14 protein-coding genes are annotated in these 19,743 nt (G+C 73.4%); 8 read left to right on the forward strand and 6 right to left on the reverse strand.

Going from position 1 to position 19,743, the window contains the following annotated elements; translation table 11 throughout:
* Positions 1 to 173 precede the first annotated feature (173 nt).
* Together AB0O01_RS12085 and AB0O01_RS12090 are read left to right on the forward strand one after the other, a co-directional pair.
* Positions 174 to 4,589: a WD40 repeat domain-containing protein gene (locus AB0O01_RS12085; RefSeq protein WP_365312626.1), complete on the forward strand. Its 4,416-nt coding sequence runs from the start codon at positions 174 to 176 to the stop codon at positions 4,587 to 4,589.
* 167 nt (positions 4,590 to 4,756) lie between these two features.
* Entirely contained in the window at positions 4,757 to 7,462 is a 2,706-nt protein-coding gene (locus tag AB0O01_RS12090; RefSeq protein WP_365312628.1) for an N-acetylmuramoyl-L-alanine amidase, read from the forward strand.
* A 117-nt stretch (positions 7,463 to 7,579) separates the two neighbouring features.
* On the opposite strand, the gene AB0O01_RS12095 is transcribed toward AB0O01_RS12090, so the two are convergent.
* From AB0O01_RS12095 to AB0O01_RS12110, 4 genes are all read right to left on the reverse strand, one after another.
* Positions 7,580 to 7,993 (reverse strand): hypothetical protein, encoded by a 414-nt coding sequence (locus AB0O01_RS12095; RefSeq protein ID WP_365312629.1) that lies wholly within the window; start codon positions 7,991 to 7,993, stop codon positions 7,580 to 7,582.
* Positions 7,994 to 8,095: 102 nt separating this feature from the next.
* Positions 8,096 to 8,644 carry a hypothetical protein gene (locus tag AB0O01_RS12100; RefSeq protein WP_365312631.1) on the reverse strand — a complete coding sequence of 183 codons (549 nt, stop codon included), beginning with the start codon at positions 8,642 to 8,644 and terminating at the stop codon, positions 8,096 to 8,098.
* 169 nt (positions 8,645 to 8,813) lie between these two features.
* Positions 8,814 to 9,377: a hypothetical protein gene (locus AB0O01_RS12105; RefSeq protein ID WP_365312633.1), complete on the reverse strand. Its 564-nt coding sequence runs from the start codon at positions 9,375 to 9,377 to the stop codon at positions 8,814 to 8,816.
* A 638-nt stretch (positions 9,378 to 10,015) separates the two neighbouring features.
* A complete protein-coding gene (locus tag AB0O01_RS12110) occupies positions 10,016 to 11,608 on the reverse strand; it encodes a glycoside hydrolase family 20 protein (protein ID WP_365313117.1) in 1,593 nt (530 codons plus the stop codon).
* 343 nt (positions 11,609 to 11,951) lie between these two features.
* On the opposite strand from AB0O01_RS12110, the gene AB0O01_RS12115 reads away from it, so the two are divergent.
* The 5 genes from AB0O01_RS12115 (at position 11,952) to AB0O01_RS12135 (ending at position 16,038) form a co-directional block, all read left to right on the forward strand.
* Positions 11,952 to 12,467: a 2-oxo-4-hydroxy-4-carboxy-5-ureidoimidazoline decarboxylase gene (locus AB0O01_RS12115; RefSeq protein ID WP_365313118.1), complete on the forward strand. Its 516-nt coding sequence runs from the start codon at positions 11,952 to 11,954 to the stop codon at positions 12,465 to 12,467.
* Positions 12,468 to 12,634: 167 nt separating this feature from the next.
* On the forward strand, positions 12,635 to 13,015 hold the full coding sequence (gene sdhC, locus AB0O01_RS12120; protein WP_355740749.1) for a succinate dehydrogenase, cytochrome b556 subunit: 381 nt from the start codon (positions 12,635 to 12,637) through the stop codon (positions 13,013 to 13,015).
* 5 nt (positions 13,016 to 13,020) lie between these two features.
* Positions 13,021 to 13,503, forward strand: a complete 483-nt coding sequence (locus tag AB0O01_RS12125; protein WP_365312635.1) for a succinate dehydrogenase hydrophobic membrane anchor subunit — start codon at positions 13,021 to 13,023, stop codon at positions 13,501 to 13,503.
* Between the two features lie 19 nt (positions 13,504 to 13,522).
* The gene (gene sdhA, locus AB0O01_RS12130; RefSeq protein ID WP_365312637.1) at positions 13,523 to 15,277 is read left to right on the forward strand and encodes a succinate dehydrogenase flavoprotein subunit; all 1,755 of its coding nucleotides are present in this window, start codon (positions 13,523 to 13,525) and stop codon (positions 15,275 to 15,277) included.
* On the forward strand, positions 15,277 to 16,038 hold the full coding sequence (locus tag AB0O01_RS12135) for a succinate dehydrogenase iron-sulfur subunit (RefSeq protein WP_365312639.1): 762 nt from the start codon (positions 15,277 to 15,279) through the stop codon (positions 16,036 to 16,038). The genes sdhA and AB0O01_RS12135 overlap by 1 nt, the downstream gene beginning before the upstream one ends.
* Before the next feature lie 110 nt (positions 16,039 to 16,148).
* Here AB0O01_RS12135 and AB0O01_RS12140 read toward each other — a convergent pair whose 3' ends face one another.
* Together AB0O01_RS12140 and AB0O01_RS12145 are read right to left on the reverse strand one after the other, a co-directional pair.
* Positions 16,149 to 18,752, reverse strand: coding sequence for a DUF4132 domain-containing protein (locus AB0O01_RS12140; RefSeq protein ID WP_365312641.1), 2,604 nt, complete (start codon positions 18,750 to 18,752; stop codon positions 16,149 to 16,151).
* Positions 18,752 to 19,144, reverse strand: a complete 393-nt coding sequence (locus AB0O01_RS12145; protein WP_365312643.1) for a hypothetical protein — start codon at positions 19,142 to 19,144, stop codon at positions 18,752 to 18,754. Before AB0O01_RS12145 ends, AB0O01_RS12140 begins: the two co-directional genes overlap by 1 nt.
* A gap of 123 nt (positions 19,145 to 19,267) precedes the next feature.
* Here AB0O01_RS12145 and AB0O01_RS12150 point away from each other — a divergent pair, with 123 nt between their 5' ends.
* Positions 19,268 to 19,705 carry a VOC family protein gene (locus AB0O01_RS12150; RefSeq protein ID WP_365312645.1) on the forward strand — a complete coding sequence of 146 codons (438 nt, stop codon included), beginning with the start codon at positions 19,268 to 19,270 and terminating at the stop codon, positions 19,703 to 19,705.
* The last annotated feature ends 38 nt before the right edge of the window (positions 19,706 to 19,743 follow it).

Raw genomic sequence — 19,743 nt, forward strand, 5'->3', positions numbered from 1 at the left:
TACGATGCCGATGGTTGACGGCACGCCACATGCTACGACCGCGTCCTCGGCCCCGTCCCGTCCCGTCCCGTCCCGTCCGGAGCGTGACCGGGCCCGGCCGGTCGGTGGGTCGGTCGGTGGGTCGGTCGGTCGCGGGGTACGGCGACGGGGGGGACCAGAGTGCGGTGGCACGCATGACCGACAACGGAAGTTTCGTCCTGGTCGGCATGGCCGACTACCAGGACACGAGCTGGCGGCAACTGCGGCACGTACCGGCCAGCGTGGAGCGGCTGTACCGGCTCTTCCGGAGCCTGGGATACCGGCACGAGCTGCCGGAACTGGCCGTCGGCGGCGACCACGCCACCCTCACCCGGCGGCTGCGGGCATGGCCCGGCGGCGGCTCCCGGCTGGTGCTGTACTGGACGGGGCACGGCTGTGTCGACGCGGGTGAGCACTTCCTGATCGCCGCCGACTCCCCCGGCGCCCGGCTCGACGACCTCAGCGCGGTCAGCGCGACGGCGCTGGCCCGGTTCCTCGCCCACCGGGACGTCCAGGAGGTCCTGATCCTGCTCGACTGCTGCGCGAGCGGGGTCGCCGCCTCCCGGGTCGCCGCGGAGATCTGCCGGGTGCTGGACCACACCAGCGCCCCCGGGCCCGAGCGGCGGTTCGCGGTGATCGCCTCGGCCCGCGGCTACGACAGCGCCGAGGACGGGCTGTTCGCCCAGACCCTGGAGCAGGTCGTACGGCACGGCCCCGCGGACCGGCGCTGGACGGAGCACGACGAGACCATCCGCTCCGACGAACTGGCCGGCGCCCTCGCACGGGTCCTGTCCGACCGCGACGGGGCGACCGCCTTCCGCGCCCTCGGCGCCCCCGTCCCGGCGCTGCGCAATCCGCTGCACCCCTCGGCCACGGTCCCGGACGAGGACGTGGAGACCAAGCAACTGCGGCGGCAGCGGGCGGCGGACGTGGACCAGCATCTGGTGCTCTCGGCCCGGGGGATCGAGGTGGGCGAGACCGGCTGGTACTTCTGCGGACGGGAGCGTCTGCTGCGGCGGATCATCGGCTGGCTGGAGCACGCCGATCGCGGGCTGTTCGCGGTGACCGGATCACCCGGCACGGGCAAGTCCGCGCTGCTGGGCCGGATCGCCACCCTGTCGGTCCCCGCGCTGCGGGCGGTCGCCGAGGAGGAGGGCGCGCTCAACGACACCCCCAACTCGGCCCTGCCCCCGCTCGGTTCGGTGGATCTTGCCCTGTCGTGCCGGAACAAGACGCTGGACGACTGTCTGCGGGCCGTCGCTGTCGCCCTGGACCTGCCCTCGGGCGACGGTGGCTGGCTGACGGCCTCGCAGGTGGTGCGGCAGGTCGGCGAACGCGGCCGGCGGGTCGCGATCGTCGTCGACGGGCTGGACGAGGCGAAGGCGGCCGAGGCGGTGCCGATCGCGGCCGACCTGCTGCGCCCGCTCGCCCGGCTCCCCGGTATCCGCGTCCTGGTCGGGACCCGCCCGCACCGGGCCACCGGCGGCACCGCGGCCACCACGCACACCGGCCCGCTGCTCCAGGCGCTCGCGCCCGACGAGACGGCGGTGCTCGACGACGAGCCGGGTACCCGCGACGACCTCACCGCCTACGCGCGGCGGCGGCTGCTCGGCGCCGAGCACTCCCCGCTGCGCGGCCGGGAGGCACTGGCCCGGGACTGGGCGCGGCGCATCGCCGACGCCAGTGACGGGATCTTCCTCTACGCCCGCGTCGCCACCCGGGCCGTGCTGGGTGCGCTGGCGCGGTCCGGTGCCCCGGACGGGCGGCCCGACCTGGACCGGCTGCTGCTCGGCAGCATGACGGCCGTCCTGGACGAGGAGTTCGGGCGCTCTCCCGAGCCGGAGCGGCTGCGCGATCTGCTGCGCCCGCTGGCCTGGGCGGAGGGCGCCGGTCTGCCGCGCCGGGACCTCTGGCCGGTACTGGCCGGGGCACTGTCCGGCCGGGCGGTCCACTACGGGGACGAGGACATCGCCTGGGTGCTGGAGCACGCCGGGTTCCACATCGTGGAGTCCGGCGAGTCGGGCCAGACCGTGTACCGGCTCTACCACCAGACGCTCATCGACCACTTCCGGGGCACCTCGCCGTGGGACGCGCACGCCCGGATCACCCGGGCGCTGCTGTCGGTGCTGCCCGGCCGGGGACCCGCCGCCTGGCGGTCCGCGCCGCCCTATCTGTGCAGGCACCTCCCCGCGCACGCGCTCGCCGCGGGCCTGCTGCCCGAGGTGATGCGCGACCTCGGCTTCCTCATCAGCGCCGACCCGACCCGTACCGCCGCGGCCGTACGGGCCCTGGATGTGCGGTTCACGCTGCCGGTGGCCCGGCTGTATCTGCGGGCGGCGCACCGGCTGCCCGCGCTGTCGCCGCGGGAGCGGCTGCGTGCCCTGCTGATGTCGGCGACGTTCGACGAGCCCACGCTGACCCCCTGGTTCCGGGGCCACGCCACCGTCCATGTGGCCCTGGAGGCCGCCTCGACGGCCCCGGACGACTTCAGCGTCGTCCTGCACGGGCACTCGGGTCCGGTGCTCGCCCTGACGGTCCTCGACGCGGGCGGTGGGCGGGAGCTGGTCGCCTCGGCGGGCGGCGACGGAACCGTCCGGCTGTGGGAGCCGGACACCGGGGAGACCCGGATGGTGCTGACCGGTCCGGGAGCGGCGGTGACCGCGCTGACCCGGCTCACCGACACCGGGGGACGGCGGCTGCTGGTGGGGGCGGCCGGGCGTGAGCTGCATGTGTGGGACCTCGACAGCGGCGCCGTGGTCACCGTGCTGCACGGCCACACGGACACGGTGCTCTGCCTCGCCGCCGTCGGCGGTACGGGTGGCGGCCCTCTGCTGGTCTCCGCGGGCGAGGACCGCTCGATACGGCTGTGGCGCACCGACGACTGGAGCGCGACCGTCCTCACGGGCCATATCGGCCGGGTCACCGCGCTGGCCCCGGTGGTCCTGCCCGACGGGCGCCGGCTGCTGCTGTCGACCGGTGCCGACTGCGCGGTACGGCGCTGGGACCTGGAGGGGCCGAGCGGGGCGGAGGCCGCCGGGGTGCTGCGGGGGCACACCGGGACGGTCTACGCGCTCGCCTCCTTCGGGGCGCCGGAGGAGGGCACGTTCGCGGCGTCCGGCGGGGACGACGGCACGGTGCGGGTGTGGGACGTGGAGCGGCTCGCCCTGCGGCGGGTGATCCCCGGGAAGGTGCGGGGGGTGCGGGCGCTGTCCCCGTTCTCCGGGCGGGACGGGCGCACCCTGCTCGCGGTCGCGGGCCACGGCTCACGGATCACCGTCGTCGATCCGCTCACCGGCTCCCTGCGGCGGACGCTGACGAACCGTATGTCGGCGCTCCCGGAGGAGTTCGGCTCCCGGGCGGCCACCGGGGCGCAGGTGGTGCCGGTGGTGCCGGTGGACTGGCACGGACCGTCCTCGCGCACGCGAGGGCCGCGCAGGATCCCGGGCGGGTCGTACGCACTGGCCCCGCTGCGCTCCGGCCGGGGCGGGGAGCTGTTCGCCTCCGCCGGATGGGACGGCGCGGTGCGCCTGTGGTCCCCCGGCGGCGACGGCCCCACCGCACGACCGGACTACGACGACCGCCGGGCCCGCCGGATCACGGCCCTCCCGCAGCCGCTGGGCGGCCCGCGGCCCTGGGCACTGGCCGTGGCGGGGGCCGCGGGCGGCGCGTGGCTGACCGACGCGCGGGGGCGGACCCGGGCCCGGCTGTGGCCCGACCGGATCCGGGTCGGCCACCTCGCCGCGCTGATGCTGCCGGACGGACGGCCGGTTGTCGTGCTGGTGGAGCACGAGCGGCATCGGCTGCACCTGGTCGACATCGAGACCCGGGAGGAGATCACGACCGGTGAGAGCGTGGCCGCCCTGCGCCGGCTCGACGGGCCGGTGGCCTCGCTCAGGACCGACGCGGCACCCGGCTGGATGACGGCCCTGGTGGTGAACTACGACGAGGGCGCCCCCGGCACCCTGCTGTGGCTGCCCGGGGACCGGACCCAGGTCCTCAGTGGTCCGTGGGAGGGTCCGGAGGCGACGGCGGTGCCCTGCCTCGGCCCGAGGGCGGAGGCGCTGGTGGGCGCGGTCGCCGAGGACCGGACGATCCTGCGGTACGGCCCGAAGGACGGCTGGGAGGAGGGCGTGGCCCGGACGTCGAGTGCCCCGGCGGCCGGGGTGCCGCCGGTGTCCGTGCGCACCCCCACCGGACGCTGGTGGCTCGCGGTGCCGGTGCGGGGCGCGGGCCGCTCGGGACTGGAACTCCACGATCTGCGCGGCGCCGACGACGCGGACTCCGGCCGCGAACTCCGGCACGACGGAACCGCCCTGACCCATCTGGCCCGGCTCTCCCGCACCGGCCAGGACCTGATCGTCGGCGCCTGCTCGGACGACACGCTGCGCGTCTGGAACCCGGCCCGCCCCGACCGGGACCCGATCACGGTCCCCCTGCCGGGGGCGGTCACCGACCTGACCACCGCCTCCGGCGACCTCGTCCATGTGCTGCTCGACGACCACTGGTTCGCCCTGCGGCTGACGAACCCGGGCACGCCGGTTTCCTCCACCCCCCCTCTTTTGCTCCTGTGACGTTTTCCACCCCGGCCGACGCTGTGTGAGTGTGCCCTGCGGGGCCGCTGGGGTCCTTGAGACAATGCCCGGCATCGGAGATGCACCGCATTGGAGATGGACCACATCGGAGATGCACCGCATCGCGGAACCGAATCCGAATCCGACCGAACCTAGGGGTGGGGTAGTTGAGTCCTCGCAGAAGCCACGCGTACCAGCCGCTGAGTCTGAAGCGGCGGGCCTGGCTGACGATCGGCGCGGTCGTGCTGGGCGGCGCGGGAGCGGTGACCTACGCGGTCGCCGACCAGTCCGCCGACCCCGCCGACGGCAAGGGCGGCACCCGCAAACCCGCCATCCACACCCTGAGGCTCAGCGACGAGGGCGGGGGCCGCAAGGGGCTGGAGCGCCGCGCCACCCAGCGGTTCAGCGCCGTCCAGCTCACCTGGAACGACCCGGACGCCCAGGCCAAGGGCACCCCCGAGGTCCGCACCCGGGACGCCGGATCCGGCACCTGGTCGGCGTGGCAGAAGCTGGAGAAGGAGCCGAACCAGTCCGAGGGCGCCGAGCGCGAGCGGGCGGGGGTGCGCGGCGGCACCGAGGCCCTGTGGACCGGCGACGCCAATGGCGTCGAGGTCCGGCTGGTCCGCGCCGACGGCACCGAGGCCCCCGGCCAGCCCTCGGGGATGGACGTCAAGCTCCTCGACCCGGGCGCGGTCCCCACCGACCCGTCCGCCACCCTGGAACCGGCCGCGTTCACGGCGGAGACGGGCTCCCCCGAACCGTCGGAGACCATCACCCCGTCGGAGGCCACCACCCCGACCGAGGCGACCACGCCGACGGAATCGGCCACGACCACACCGACGGAGACGAACTCTCCGACGGCCACGGCCACTCCCCCGGAGCTGACCCCCACCCCCACCCCGACGCCCACCCCGACACCCACCGTCCCCGCCCCCCGCCCCTCCACCGTCGCCAAACCCCCCGTCATCTCCCAGGCCGAGTGGGGCGCCTCGACCGCCTACGACGGCACGCCGAGCTATGGCACCGACATCAAGGCCGCCGTCGTCCACCACACCGGTATGACCCCCGACAACGCCCTCTCCTGCGCCGACTCCCGGGCGTACATGCGCACCCTCCAGCAGAGCCACTTCGCCCGCGGCTACTACGACCTCGGCTACAACTTCGTCGTCGACAAGTGCGGCCAGATCTTCGAGGGCCGCAGCGGCGGCATGGACCTGCCGGTCACCGGCGCGCACAACGTCGGCTTCAACACCAACACCCTCGGCATCTCCTACATCGGCAACTACGAGACGGCCAAGCCCAGTCGGGCCGCGCTGGACGCCATCGCGCGGATCGTGGCCTGGAAGTTCGGGATGTACGGCATCGACCCGACCAGCAAGGTCACCCTGACCTCGGGCGTCGACAAGGGCGTGGACGGCAACAAGATCGCCAAGGGCGCCTCGGTCACCCTGCCCCGCGTCTTCGGGCACCGGGACACCAACGCCACCCTCTGCCCCGGCCTCAACCTCTACCCCAAGCTCTCCCTCATCGCCCAGCTCGCCAGGACACCGGGCATCTCGCACGCCCTGCCGACCTCCGACCTCCAGCGGGACGGCACCGCCGATCTCGCCGTCGGCACCCCGAAGGCCAACCGGGTGACCGTGGTCCCGGGCAGCACCGGCGGCCCGGTCCCGGCCCAGCGCACCGGCCTCACCCAGAACAGCCCCGGTGTCCCCGACAGCTCCGAGTCCGGCGACGCCTTCGGCACCGCCACCGCCTGGGGCGATGTCAACGGCGACGGCCACGCCGACCTCGCGATCGGCGCCCCCGGCGAGGACGACAGCGCCGGGACCGCCGACCGCGGCCAGGTCACCGTGCTGTACGGGCCGGGGCTGAAGACCGGTACCGCCTTCACCACCACCGGCAGTGTCACCGCCAAGGGCGCCCGGCTGGGCTCCGCGGTCGCGGTGGGCGACTTCAACGCCGACGGCCGCGCCGATGTCTTCGCGGCCGGCACCGGCCGGGGCGGCTCCTGGCACGTCCGGCTCACCGGCGGCGCCTCCACCTCCGGCCGGATCACCACCGCGACCGGTTCCGTCGCCCATCTGGACACCGCCACCGGCGACTTCAACCGGGACGGCTACCAGGACGTGGCCCTCAACTACCGGGACGCCGGGGGCATCGGCCGGGTCGCCCGGTTCGCCGGCTCCAAGAACGGACTGACCCTCGCCGGGGTCCTCTCGGTCCGCGGCGGGCGCGCGGTCGCCGCCGGCGACATCGACCTCAACGGCTACGACGACCTCGTCATCGGCCAGCCGGTCACCGCCGAGTCGGGCGCGCGCACCGGCGGCCAGATCACCATGCTCTTCGGCACCGCGAGCGGGTTCACCACCACCGGGATGCGGGTCATCCACCAGGACACCGCCGGAGTGCCCGGCGCCGGGGAGGCGGGCGACGCCTTCGGCAGCTCGGTCTCCGTCGGCGACTTCAACGCCGACGGTCTCGCCGACGCCCTGGTCGGCGCGCCGGGCGAGGATCTGACCCGGGACAAGGTGAACCGGGCCGACGCGGGCGCGGTGACCCTGCTCAAGGGCACCTCCACCGGCCTCACCGGCACCGGCTCCACCCTGATCTCCCAGGACACCTCAAGCGTGCCGGGCTCCACCGAGAGCGGCGACCGGCTGGGCTCGGCGGTGTCACTGGCCGATCTGTCGGGGTACGGCCGCGCCGATCTCGCCCTCGGCGCGGACGGCGAGGACGCCACCGACGGCATCGTCCTCCATCTGCCGAGCACCGCGAGCGGCGGCATCGGCTACTCCCGGGCCGCGCTCTACAGCAAGTCGACGCTGGGCACCCCGACGGACGGGCGGCTGGGGCAGGTCCTCACGCCGTAGGGCGGGTTGTGGGGGTGACGGGGGGTCATGACCCGACGGGAGGGTCATGACCGTCCGGCGTAAGGGCAGCCCGTTCGAGTCAGGGCAGCCCGGCCGGATCAGGATTGCCCGGTCGGGTCAGGAGCGCCCGGTCGTCGCGTCCCGGCACAGCAGCCGCAGGGAGCCGTCTCCCTCGAAGCAGCGCCGGGCCTCGCCGACCGGGTCCCAGAGCCGCCCGTCCGGCGTCCGGACCCAGTGGTCGCCGCCGCTCGCCCACCATTCCGCGCCGGTCTGACGCACGATCACCTCCCCGGCGTACGCGCCGAGTCCGCGCAGCACCTGCTCGGCGGCGGCGGGCGGGGTGGCCTCCCGGCGCAGTTCGGCGATCAGCCGGTCCGCGCTCCACAGCGACTGCGCCGAGTAGTCCAGGCGCAGCCGGGCGCCCTCCCGCAGGGCGGACACGATATCGGCGGCCCACCGTACGGGCCTGGCGGCGGCGGAGGGCCGGGCCGCCGCCGTACGGTCGGGTCCGTCGCCCGGGGTCTCACTCATCGCACTCGTCACATGGAGAAGAGCGCTGCGGCCAGGTATTTCGTCACAGTGATCATGGAGCGGGGCAGCGGCGGACAGCCCGCGACCCGGGCCCGGCGGGCGTCACCCGTGCCGGGCCCGCCGGGACACCACCGCGCGCAGCACCCGCCGTCCCTCGGTGGACACCTCGTGCGCCCGGCGCAGCCCGCCCCCGCCGTGCTCGCCGAGGAGTTCCAGCACGGTGATCTGGCGGCGCAACTCGGCGGCGACCAGCGGGGCGAGGGCCTCCGTACCGTCGTCGGGGCGGGGCTCGGCCGGGTCGAGCAGCCGGTGGATCCGCAGGGCGGCCACCGAGCAGCCGTCGGCCCAGACGCGGGCCTCGGCGGCGGAGCGCACCGCCGGGGCGGCGGCCAGCATCCGGCGCACCAGCAGCGCGGCCTCGTCCTCGGCGGCTCCGTCGTCCATCACCTCGGCGGCGCCGAGCCGGGCGCGGACGGTGTCCAGTAGCGTGCCCCAGGCGCTCGCGTCTCCGTCGTCGGCGAGGTTGGCCCACAGCGGGCGCAGCACCTCGTCGTCCCCGCCGAGCAGCGGTACGCAACGGTCCAGACAGGCCAGCCCGCTGACGGCGAGTCCGCGTTCGTCGGCCTGAGCGATCAGCTCCACCAGGCTCATCCACGCCTCCGGGTCCGGGGCACCGCGCCTCGCGGAACCCGCTCTTCCCCCACTGCGTGTACTGCGTGCGACCGGGGCACGGTGTCACACACGAGGTCACATCGGCCCGGCCGCCGCGGGACTCCCGCAGGGGGACGGCCACAGTGGTACGGCGGCCACAGTGGGACGGTTATAGCGGGACGACCCCGAGCCGGTCGAGCAGTTGGAAGAACAACTTCTCCGCCCCACCGGAACCGACCCTGCCGGAACCGTCCCCACCGGACGCGTCCCCGCCGCCCTCCGCCTCCTCCCCGGCATCCGCCGTGAACACCTCCACCAACTCCTCCGCCCCCACCCCGTGCCCCGCCTCCGCCGCCCAGGCCACCGCCCGCTCGGCGGCGTCGCGCGGCTCCAGGAAGTAGTCCTCCAGCGTGAGGCCCTCCGCCTCCGCTCCGAGGTACCCGGCCATCGCCGACCGCACCAGGCAACTGCTCCACGCCCCGCTCTCCGGCGCCGCCGCCTCCACCACCACACAGGCGCTGTCCATGACGTACCCGAACAGCGCGGGCGCCCCGCTCTCCAGGGCGAGGGCGTTCATGCTGCCGACCTCGCCGTCCCCGCCCGGGTACTCCCACACCTGCCAGCCGCCCGGCGCCGAGGCCCGCGGCTCCAGCCCTGGTACCCCCGCCAGCGCCCCGTACTCCCCCAGCGGCCGGTCACCGCGCCCCACGACGAAGTACCCCCAGTAGCCCATGACACCGATTCCCCGTTCCCGCCTCGGCCGCGCGCACTTCGCGCGCTTCGTACGCGTACGGGTCCATCTCAGCCCAGCGACCCACGCGCCCGCAGCGGATCGGACCAATCGGGGCGGGGTGGGGGGTGCGGCGCAGGGGGGTCGGCAGAGGGGGGCGGCACAGGGGGGTCGGCAGAGGGGGCGCGGGGCGGGGCCCGGCCCGGCGGGGGGCGGCTCGGCAGGGGGGCGGTCCGGCGGGGGAGGCGGCCCGGCGGGGGCCCGGCACGGGAGGGGGCGGCCCGGCAGGGGAGGCGGCCCAGCGGGGGGCGCAGCCCCGGGTGGGCCCGGCACGGGACGGTCCGGCACGACACGGCGGGGGGCGGCGGCCTGGCGGAGGGCGGCCCCCGGGGGCTGGGGGGCGGCCCGGCAGGGGGGAGACCCAGCGGGGGGGGCGCAGCCCCAGGGTGGACCCGGCACGGGAGCGCCCGGCGCGGGAGGGAGGCGGCGGCCCGGCGGAGAGCGACCCGGGGGGGCGGCCCGGCAGGGGGGCCCGGCAGGGGGCCCGGCAGGGGGAGGCCGCCCGGCAGGGGCGGCGCAAACCCCGGGAGGGCCCCGCACGGGACGGCCCCGGCGCAGGCCGCGCTCACCCCGGAAGCAGCTCAGCGCAAGCGATCCGCCAGGGAACGGAACTCCCCCCACGACAACTCCGGCCGCTCCGGATCCCACAGCTTCTGCACGGTCGCCCGCAGCGGCATCCGGATCCCGGCCGCCACCTGGTCCTGGGTCTGGGCGTTCGCGAGGTCGCACCACACCGCGAACGACCCGCCCGCTATCCGGTCCTCGTAGCGGGCCGCGACCGCCCCGGTGCCGCGCAGCACCCGCGGGCTCCACTGCTCGTAGATCCGCTGCCCGGTCGGGTAGACGAAGGTCTGCGGCTCGCCGAGGACGTAGTAGAGGAACTCGTCGTTGTAGTTGATCAGCGTCCGTCCGGCGCGCAGATACTCCACCGGCTCGCGGGCGCCGATCTCCTTGCCGGTCCAGTAGGCGACGACGATGTCGTCGTCCGGGGTGACGGCGGGGTCCCCGGAGAGCCGGTAGAAGCCGTCGTTCCAGGCGCGCGGGGTGCGGTCGTGGGCGCGGACGGTGGCGGCGCGGTCGTTGAGCCAGCCCGTGGCGAGGTCGGCGACCGTACCGCCGGGGCCGTACTCCGCGCGGGCCGCCGCGGCCAGCCCCGGGTAGGACGCCTCCGGGTCGGCGACGGCCAGCGCCCGGTACTCGTCCCCGCCCAGATGCCACTCGGCGCCCGGGAACAGCCCGGCGTACTCGGTCAGCAGCTCGTCCACCAGGTCGGCCGCGGCCGGATCGGCGATGTTCACCGCGCCCCGCGCCACGGCCCCGTTCGCGTTGCGCAGTTGGAGGTCGGGGTGCGCGGCGAGGACCGCGCCGAGATGGCCGGGCGAGTCGATCTCCGGGACGACGGTGATGTGGCGGCTCGCGGCCAGCGCGACGATCCTGCGCACCTGGGCCTTGCTGAGGTGGTCCCTGGAGACGATCTCGGGGTGGGTGTCCGAGGCGATCCGGAAGCCCTGGTCGTCGGAGAAGTGCAGCCCCAGCTCGTTGAACTTGAGATCGCCCAGCTCCCGCACCCGGTCCTCGATCCAGTCCGCGGTGAACGGCTTGCGGGCGATGTCCAGCATGAACCCCCGCCGCTCCTTGGCCGGCCCGTCCCGCACCACCCCCTCCGGCGCCGCACCACCCCCCGCGACCTCCTGCTTCAGCGTCCGCGTCCCGTAGAACACCCCCGCCTCCCCCGGCCCGCTGATCACCACCCGCCCCCCGCCGACGGTCATGGCGTACGACTCCGGATCCGCCCCCCGGGCCCCGCCCAGCGCCAGCCGTACGTCCCCGGCGACGCTGTCCGCCCGCTCCCCCGCGTAGGTGAGCCCCAGCTCCCCGGCGAGCAGCCGGCCCTCGTCGGCCAGCGCGGGGTCGTCCACCACGACCCGGTGGGCGGGGGCGGGGCGCCAGCCGGGGCCACGGGCCGGGGTGTGCTCCCGGACGGCGGGTATGGTCCGGGGCGGCTGAGACAGCGGATGAGAAGGGCTGGGGGTGGGGGTGACCCGCGCGGAGACCTCCGTACCGGTGCGGTCTCCGGTGCCGTCGCCGGTGCCGCCGCCCGGGGCGTCGCCGCCTTTGGTGGCCCACAGGCCGAGTCCGACGCCGAGGACCACCACGGCAGCGGCGATCAGCAGCGCCCCGCGCCGCACGATCCGCTGGTCCGCCTCGGCCGGGGCCGGGCGCCGGTGCTCGCCCACATCGTCAACCTAACGCCGACGTGTCCACCGCACGTTCCGAAACTCTCCCGTCCGAGTGAAATTCGGATAACCGACGGACAGGGATGACCACACTCGATAGCGTGGCGGCACTTCTTTCACACCGTTCGCACCCGCACCGCCAACCTCTCCTCTCCACCTCTCCTCTTCTCTTCCCCTCCTCGACGTGAATCGCCTACTTCCCGAGCAGACCCGCACCCCCGTGGCCCCCGCGCCCCCGGCGCCCGCCGCCCTCCGGTGCTTCAACGACACCCCGCCCGCCGTGGCCCACCGCGCCCTGCTGGAGTGCCTCCGCAGCCCCCGCTGGGCCGAGCGCCTCGCCGCCCACCGCCCCTACCCCGACATCGACGCCCTCCTCGCCGCGTCCGACGAGGCCGCCTACGACCTCACCCCGGCCCAACTGGCCGAGGCGCTGGCGGGCGAGTCGCTGCCGGACCTGCCCGACGGCACCTACTCCGCCGCCCACACCGCCCTGAGCGCGGCCCACGCCGCCTACGAGGCGAACTTCGGTCATGTATTCGTCGTCTGCCTGGACCATGTCCCCCCGGCCGAGGCCCTGGACCATCTCCTCGCGGCCATCCGGTCACGATTGACGAACGATCCCGAGGACGAACGCGTCACCGCCGCCGAGGAACTCCGCCGACTGACCAGGGGACGGCTGATCCGCCGCCTCCGGGGCGACACCCCGGGCGGCGACGCCCTCAGGGGCGCGGGGAACTGCGCGAACGACCACCACGCGCCCGCACCCGGCCTCCCGGGGAACACACCGCCCCATTAGCCGCACTTCCCCCATCCGCGTGCCACTTCGATCACAGAGCCACACCCCCGCTCAGCGCGGAGCGCAACCGTGGATACCATGCTGAGGGCCGGTGGACCGTACCCGGCCGGGCCCCACCGACAGCACAAGCCGGCGCGGCCCCAATCCCCGCTCCCGGAGGAACTTCCGTGCCGGCTGGAACGCTGTACCGCGGCCGGGAAGGAATGTGGTCCTGGGTGGCTCATCGAGTCACCGGCGTCCTCATTTTCTTCTTCCTGTTCGTACACGTGCTGGACACCGCTCTCGTGCGTGTCTCCCCCGAGGCCTACGACGACGTCGTGGCCACGTACAAGACGCCGATCGTCGCCGTGCTGGAGTACGGCCTCGTCGCCGCCATCCTGTTCCACGCGCTCAACGGCCTGCGTGTCATCGCCGTCGACTTCTGGTCGAAGGGCGCGCGCTATCAGAAGCAGATGCTCTGGACGGTCGTAGGCATCTGGGTGGTGCTGATGCTCGGGGCGATCTACCCCGTCCTCGGCCACGCCGCTCGTGAAGTGTTCGGGAGCTGACGCGTATGTCCACGACTGAGAAGACCGCCTCCGGGATCGGCCCCGTCGAGAGCGCGCCCGTCTACACGGTCGACAACCCCGCCCCGCTGATCGAGCCGCCGCGCCAGCGCACCAAGAAGACCCCGCGCTCCACGCGCGGCAACTTCGAGATGGCGGCCTGGCTGTTCATGCGGCTGTCCGGCGTCGTGCTGGTCGTCCTGGTCATCGGCCATCTGCTGATCCAGCTCGTGCTGGACGGCGGTGTCTCCAAGATCGGCTTCGCCTTTGTGGCGGGCCGCTGGGCGTCCCCGTTCTGGCAGGTCTGGGATCTGCTGATGCTGTGGCTGGCGATGCTGCACGGCACCAACGGTCTGCGCGTGGTCATCAACGACTACGCGGAGCGGGCGGGCACCCGGCTGTGGCTGAAGGGCCTGCTGTACACCGCCACGGTGTTCACCATCCTGCTGGGCACGCTGGTGATCTTCACCTTCGACCCGAACATCCGCTAGGCACGGGGTTACGAGACTCATGAAGATCCACAAGTACGACACCGTCATCGTCGGCGCCGGTGGCGCGGGCATGCGCGCCGCCATCGAGTCGACGAAGCGCAGCCGCACCGCCGTGCTGACCAAGCTCTACCCCACCCGCTCCCACACGGGCGCCGCGCAGGGCGGTATGGCCGCCGCGCTGGCCAATGTGGAGGAGGACAACTGGGAGTGGCACACCTTCGACACGGTCAAGGGCGGTGACTACCTGGTCGACCAGGACGCCGCCGAGATCCTGGCGAAGGAGGCCATCGACGCCGTCCTCGACCTGGAGAAGATGGGCCTGCCGTTCAACCGGACCCCGAACGGCACCATCGACCAGCGGCGCTTCGGCGGGCACTCCCGCAACCACGGCGAGGCCCCGGTCCGCCGCTCCTGTTACGCGGCCGACCGCACCGGCCACATGATCCTCCAGACGCTGTACCAGAACTGCGTCAAGGAGGGCGTGGAGTTCTTCAACGAGTTCTATGTCCTGGACCAGCTCATCACCGAGGTCGACGGCGTCAAGAAGTCCTCCGGTGTGGTCGCCTACGAGCTGGCCACCGGCGAGATCCACATCTTCCAGGCGAAGGCCGTGATCTACGCCTCCGGCGGCACCGGCAAGTTCTTCAAGGTGACGTCGAACGCGCACACCCTGACCGGTGACGGCCAGGCGGCCGTGTACCGGCGCGGGCTGCCGCTGGAGGACATGGAGTTCTTCCAGTTCCACCCGACCGGTATCTGGCGCATGGGCATCCTGCTCACCGAGGGCGCCCGCGGTGAGGGCGGCATCCTGCGCAACAAGGACGGCGAGCGCTTCATGGAGAAGTACGCGCCGGTGATGAAGGACCTGGCGTCGCGCGATGTCGTCTCCCGGTCCATCTACACGGAGATCCGGGAGGGCCGCGGCTGCGGTCCCGAGGGCGACCACGTCTACCTGGACCTCACCCACCTCCCGCCGGAGCAGCTCGACGCCAAGCTCCCGGACATCACCGAGTTCGCCCGCACCTATCTGGGCATCGAGCCGTACACCGACCCGATCCCGATCCAGCCCACCGCGCACTACGCGATGGGCGGCATCCCCACCAACGTCGAGGGTGAGGTCCTGTCGGACAACACCACCGTCGTCCCGGGTCTGTACGCGGCCGGCGAGGTCGCCTGTGTCTCCGTGCACGGCGCGAACCGGCTCGGCACCAACTCGCTCCTGGACATCAATGTGTTCGGGCGCCGGGCGGGTATCGCGGCGGCGGAGTACAGCCAGGGCGCCGAGTTCGTGGAGCTGCCCGAGGATCCCGAGGCGTTCGTGGTCGAGCAGATCGAGCAGCTCCGTGCCTCGACCGGCAGCGAGCGGGTGGCGGAGCTGCGCCGGGAACTCCAGGAGACCATGGACGCCAACGTCATGGTGTTCCGTACCGAGCAGACCATCAAGACGGCCGTCGAGAAGATCGCGGAGTTGCGCGAGCGCTACCGCAATGTCTCGATCCAGGACAAGGGCAAGCGGTTCAACACGGACCTGCTGGAGGCCATCGAGCTGGGCAATCTGCTGGAGCTGGCCGAGGTCATGGCCGTCTCCGCGCTGGCCCGCAAGGAGTCCCGCGGCGGTCACTACCGCGAGGACTACCCCAACCGCGACGACATCAACTTCATGCGCCACACCATGGCGTACCGCGAGGTCGGCGCCGACGGCAGCGAGACCGTCCGGCTCGACTACAAGCCGGTCGTGCAGACCCGCTACCAGCCGATGGAGCGTAAGTACTGATGGCAACCCCCGTTCTGGACAAGGTGGAGGCGGAGGCCGCGGCGTCCCCGTACATCACGGTGACCTTCCGTGTCCGCCGCTTCAACCCCGAGGTCTCGGCCGACGCGGTCTGGGAAGACTTCCAGTTGGAGATCGACCCCAAGGAGCGGGTCCTCGACGGTCTGCACAAGATCAAGTGGGACATCGACGGGACGCTGACCTTCCGCCGCTCCTGCGCGCACGGCATCTGCGGTTCCGACGCCATGCGGATCAACGGCAAGAACCGGCTGGCCTGCAAGACCCTGATCAAGGACATCAACCCGGACAAGCCGATCACGGTCGAGCCCATCAAGGGCCTCACGGTCCTGAAGGACCTGGTCGTGGACATGGAGCCGTTCTTCCAGGCGTACCGGGACGTGATGCCGTTCCTGATCACCAAGGAGACCAACGAGCCGACGCGCGAGCGGCTCCAGTCCGCCGCGGACCGCGAGCGGTTCGACGACACCACCAAGTGCATTCTGTGCGCGGCCTGCACCTCCTCCTGCCCGGTGTTCTGGAACGACGGCCAGTACTTCGGCCCGGCCGCCATCGTCAACGCCCACCGCTTCATCTTCGACTCGCGCGACGAGGCCGGTGAGCAGCGGCTGGAGATCCTCAACGACCGCGATGGCGTGTGGCGCTGCCGGACCACCTTCAACTGCACGGACGCCTGCCCGCGCGGTATCGAGGTGACGAAGGCCATCGCCGAGGTGAAGAAGGCGCTGATCACCCGGCGGTTCTGAGCACCAACGGGCGGTTCTGGGGTTCCGTCCCTCCCGGTCGTTCCCGGGCCCCGTCTCCTGGTGAGGCGGGGCCCTCGGGTTTCCCCGGGCCGGGCGGGCGCCGTCGGTTCCTACAACTGGCTGAGGATCGTCGGATCGGTGATCTCCGTGTCGGCGGCGAGCATCGTCGCCTTGCTGAGGATCACGGCGAGCAGCCGGTCCCCCTCGAAGGGCAGATAGCCGGAGTCGGGGGTGGCCGCGGCGCTCTTGGGGACGATGCACAGATACTGGTCGTGCGGGGTCATCAGGATGTTCCCCGAACCGAGGTGGATCTTGTACGTGTGGCGCTCGCCCTTGACGTGCAGGAAGCGGCCCTCGATATGGCAGCGGTCGGCTATCGCGAGCCGGGGCACCAGCCGCTCCAGCAGGGCCCGGCGGGTCTCGGCGCTCTGGTTCAGCTCCCCGAAGCCGTACGACCTCCAGTACTCGCGGTAGCGGCCCTCGGGGCCGCCGTCCTGCCAGGTCGGGTCGTTGCCGACGCTGGCGACGCCGACGAACAGGTCCACGTCCCGCAGGATCTCGGAGAGGACCAGGGGCGGTATCGCGCTCAGCGGCAGCGCCTCGACCGGGGCCGCCCGCCGGGGCCGCCACATCCGGTACTCGCCGCCGCAGCAGTGCGCCGAGTTCTGCGGGGCGTCGATCGGGTAGAAGCGGACCTGGTCGGTGCGCAGGCGCAGGAAGCTGCCGGATTCGGTGGTGTCGACGCCGTACTCCGTGCCGTCGCCGCCGATCCAGTACTCCGCGCGCAGGCCCCACCGGGGCAGGTCCCGGGTGGCAGGCGGGGCCTCGTCGTCCACGCAGAGGCGGAGCTTGTTGCGCCAGCCGCGGACCGCGGCGAGGGAGTGGAACTGGTGCTGGCGCAGGATGTGCGCGGCGAACCGGTTGGAGTAGGTGCCGGTGGCGCGCTCGGCGTCGGTGAGGAGGTACACCTCGCGGTGGGCCTGCTTGAACGGCTGGGTGATGGCGTGCCGCTCCAGCCAGTCGCGCCAGGCGACGATGGTGGCGGGCTCGGCACCGGCCGGGTGCCAGATGCCGACCTCGCGGCCCTCGGTGACGGGGGTGTCGGCGAGGGTGCGCAGCTCGCCGTCCGCGTATCCGACGGTGGTGCCGTCGACGGTCCAGAGCAGACGGCGGGCCAGGGTGCCGACCAGCGGGTGGTCGAGGTAGCGCTCGCGCCAGGCGGTGAAGGACCAGGTGCGGCGGGCGAGGAACTGGCGGTCCAGGCGCTCGCTCTGGGCGGAGAGCATCTTGTCGATGTCCTTGACCGCCGCCTTCAGCTCCTTCAGCTCTTCGGCATGGTCGCGCCGGACGGCCGCGGGGATGCCCTTGACGGTCTTCCCGGCGGCGTTTCGCCAGGTCAGCACGGCCTTGGTGCCCTGCACGGACAGCAGGGCGGTGGCCTCTCCGAGGTGGTGCTCGGCGCGGCCGACGTCCGTCAGGCCGTAGCCCGGGACCGCCAGTTCCTCGATCTCCTCGCGGCTGAGGCCGAGCGCCTGGGCCCGGGTGTCCAGGGCGGCGTCGACCAGCTTGAGGGTGCCCTTGTAGGTGACCCGGGTGGCGAGGCGGGCCAGCTCGGCGAGGGCGGACTCGTGCTCGATCCGGGCGAGGGCGCCCACGGCGGCGTTGGCCACCTTGGGGTTGACCGGGCCGGTGCCGGGGACGCGGCGCAGGGAGGTCTCGGTGAGGGAGCCGAGGGTGCGGGCGGTGGCGGGGGTTTGGGGAGCGGAGGTTTCGGGGGCTGGGGTTTGGGTGCCCGGGGTTCCAAGGGCGGGGGTTCCGGGGGCGGGGGCCGTGTCCGTGCCCGCCTGCCGACCCGCCTCCGGGGTGGTGGCCGGCAGGAAGGACAGCAGCCAGATCAGGCCCCGCAGGGCCGTCGCGTTGTACGGGTCGAAGAGGGCGTTGGGGTCACCGCCGTACGTCGCGGCCAGCAGCGGGACCGTACGGGGGCGGCCCACCAGGCGGAGCCAGTCCAGCACCCGGCCGCGTACCGCGTCGGCGCCCACGGTGTCGATCAGGGCCCGGCCGGTGCGCTCCCACCGGGCGGACGGGCGGGCGGAGTTGGCCGTGGTGGCGTGCGCGACCAGCCTCCGCCAGTCCTCGCCCAGGTCGGTGAGGTCGGCGAGCGCCCGGTCGGCCCATGCCTCGCCGGGGTTGAGGACCGGGGAGACGGGGGTGATGCGCTCGACCAGCGGGCGCAGTTCCTCGCTCGCCTGCCACACCGTGAGCCAGGAGCGGCGGATCAGCGCGGCGAACAGGCCGGGCAGCGCCCGGCCCTCGGCCAGCTCCGGCTCGGCGAGGCGCTTCAGCAGGTCGGTGTCGTAGGTCACCTCCTGGTGGGCGATGAGTTCCATGAGGGCCACGCGGGCGTCGAGCGGCTGGTCGGCGACGAGTTCCCGGGCCTGGAAGTTGCCGAGCAGGACGGCGATGTGCAGGCGGTCGGCGGAGCCCGTCTCGGCGCTGTGGTAGTGGGCGGTGAGCCGCCTGACCAGCTCGGACCGGAAGGAGGGTTCGCTGCCGCGGACTGCGGCGAGGACCCTCGCGGCGTCCAGGCCCCAGCGGTCGTCGATGACCTCGGCGAGGCGCAGCAGCTCGGGCACGAGGGCGTCGAACCGCCGGGCCGTGATCAGGCACAGACTGGTGCGGATCTCGTCCGCGTACCGCTCCTTGCCGTTCATCAGCCACCCACCAGCGGGACGAGCTTGAGGAAGGTGACCTCGGTGCCCAGGGTCAGCTCTATCTCCTGGTCCGGGTCGGTGACCTGACGGTCTCCCACCAGCACCAGGAAGCCATTGCCCGCGAACGCCCTCAGGGCCAGCTCGGACTGGGCCTCGGGGTCGATCCGGCGGGGGGTGCGCAGCGCGTACCCGTTGAGCGTGCGCTCGGTGTCCGTGGGCTGCACCAGGCCCTGGAAGACGCCCGGGGTACGGGCGTTGAACTCGGCCACCTCCTGGAACACCCGGCGCCGGATCAGCTCACGCACGGTGAGCCGCTCCTCGGCGATCTCCAGCCCCCAGGACGCCGTACGGTCCCCTGTCGTCGTCTCGTCGACGAACGTCACCATTCCCATGCCGTCGACAGTACGGGGCGGCACTGACAACGCCCCGACGGTGACCGGAGAGCACCGGGAGAGCACGGGGAACGCGGCGGGACAATGCCGGGTCACGGGCGATGATCGGCCTACGCTGACGGTATGTCAGACAGATCGGACAACAACCAGTCGTACGAACTGCTCGGCTTCGACAACGTGCTGCTGCCCGTCGGGGATCTCGGCGAGGCGGTGGTGTTCTACGAACGAGCGGGGTTCACGGTCGGGTTCCGCCTCGACGAGGCCGGGATCGCGCTGCTGAAGGTCGGTGCGGAGGCGCCGGGGGTGCTGCTGCGGCACGAGGAGGGCGTGGGCCACCGCCCGCCGCCGTGGCCGTCGCCCCGGACGTGGCTGGAGGTGCCGGACGCCCGCGCGGTCGCCGGCCATCTGGCCTCGGCCGGGGTCGCGCCGCTGGACCCGCCGTTCCCGGTGGCCACCGGGTGGACGGTGGAGATCGCCGATCCCTGGGGCAATGTCATCGGCTTCACGGACTACTCCAAGCGCCCCGAGCTGGGCCGGGCGGGAGAGCGGACCGGAGCCTGACCCGGCCGCCGGAGAGGGGGCGCGCGGGGGTCGTTAGT

It is taken from the genome of Streptomyces sp. NPDC093252 (assembly GCF_040683675.1).
Classification (GTDB): Bacteria; Actinomycetota; Actinomycetes; order Streptomycetales; family Streptomycetaceae; genus Streptomyces.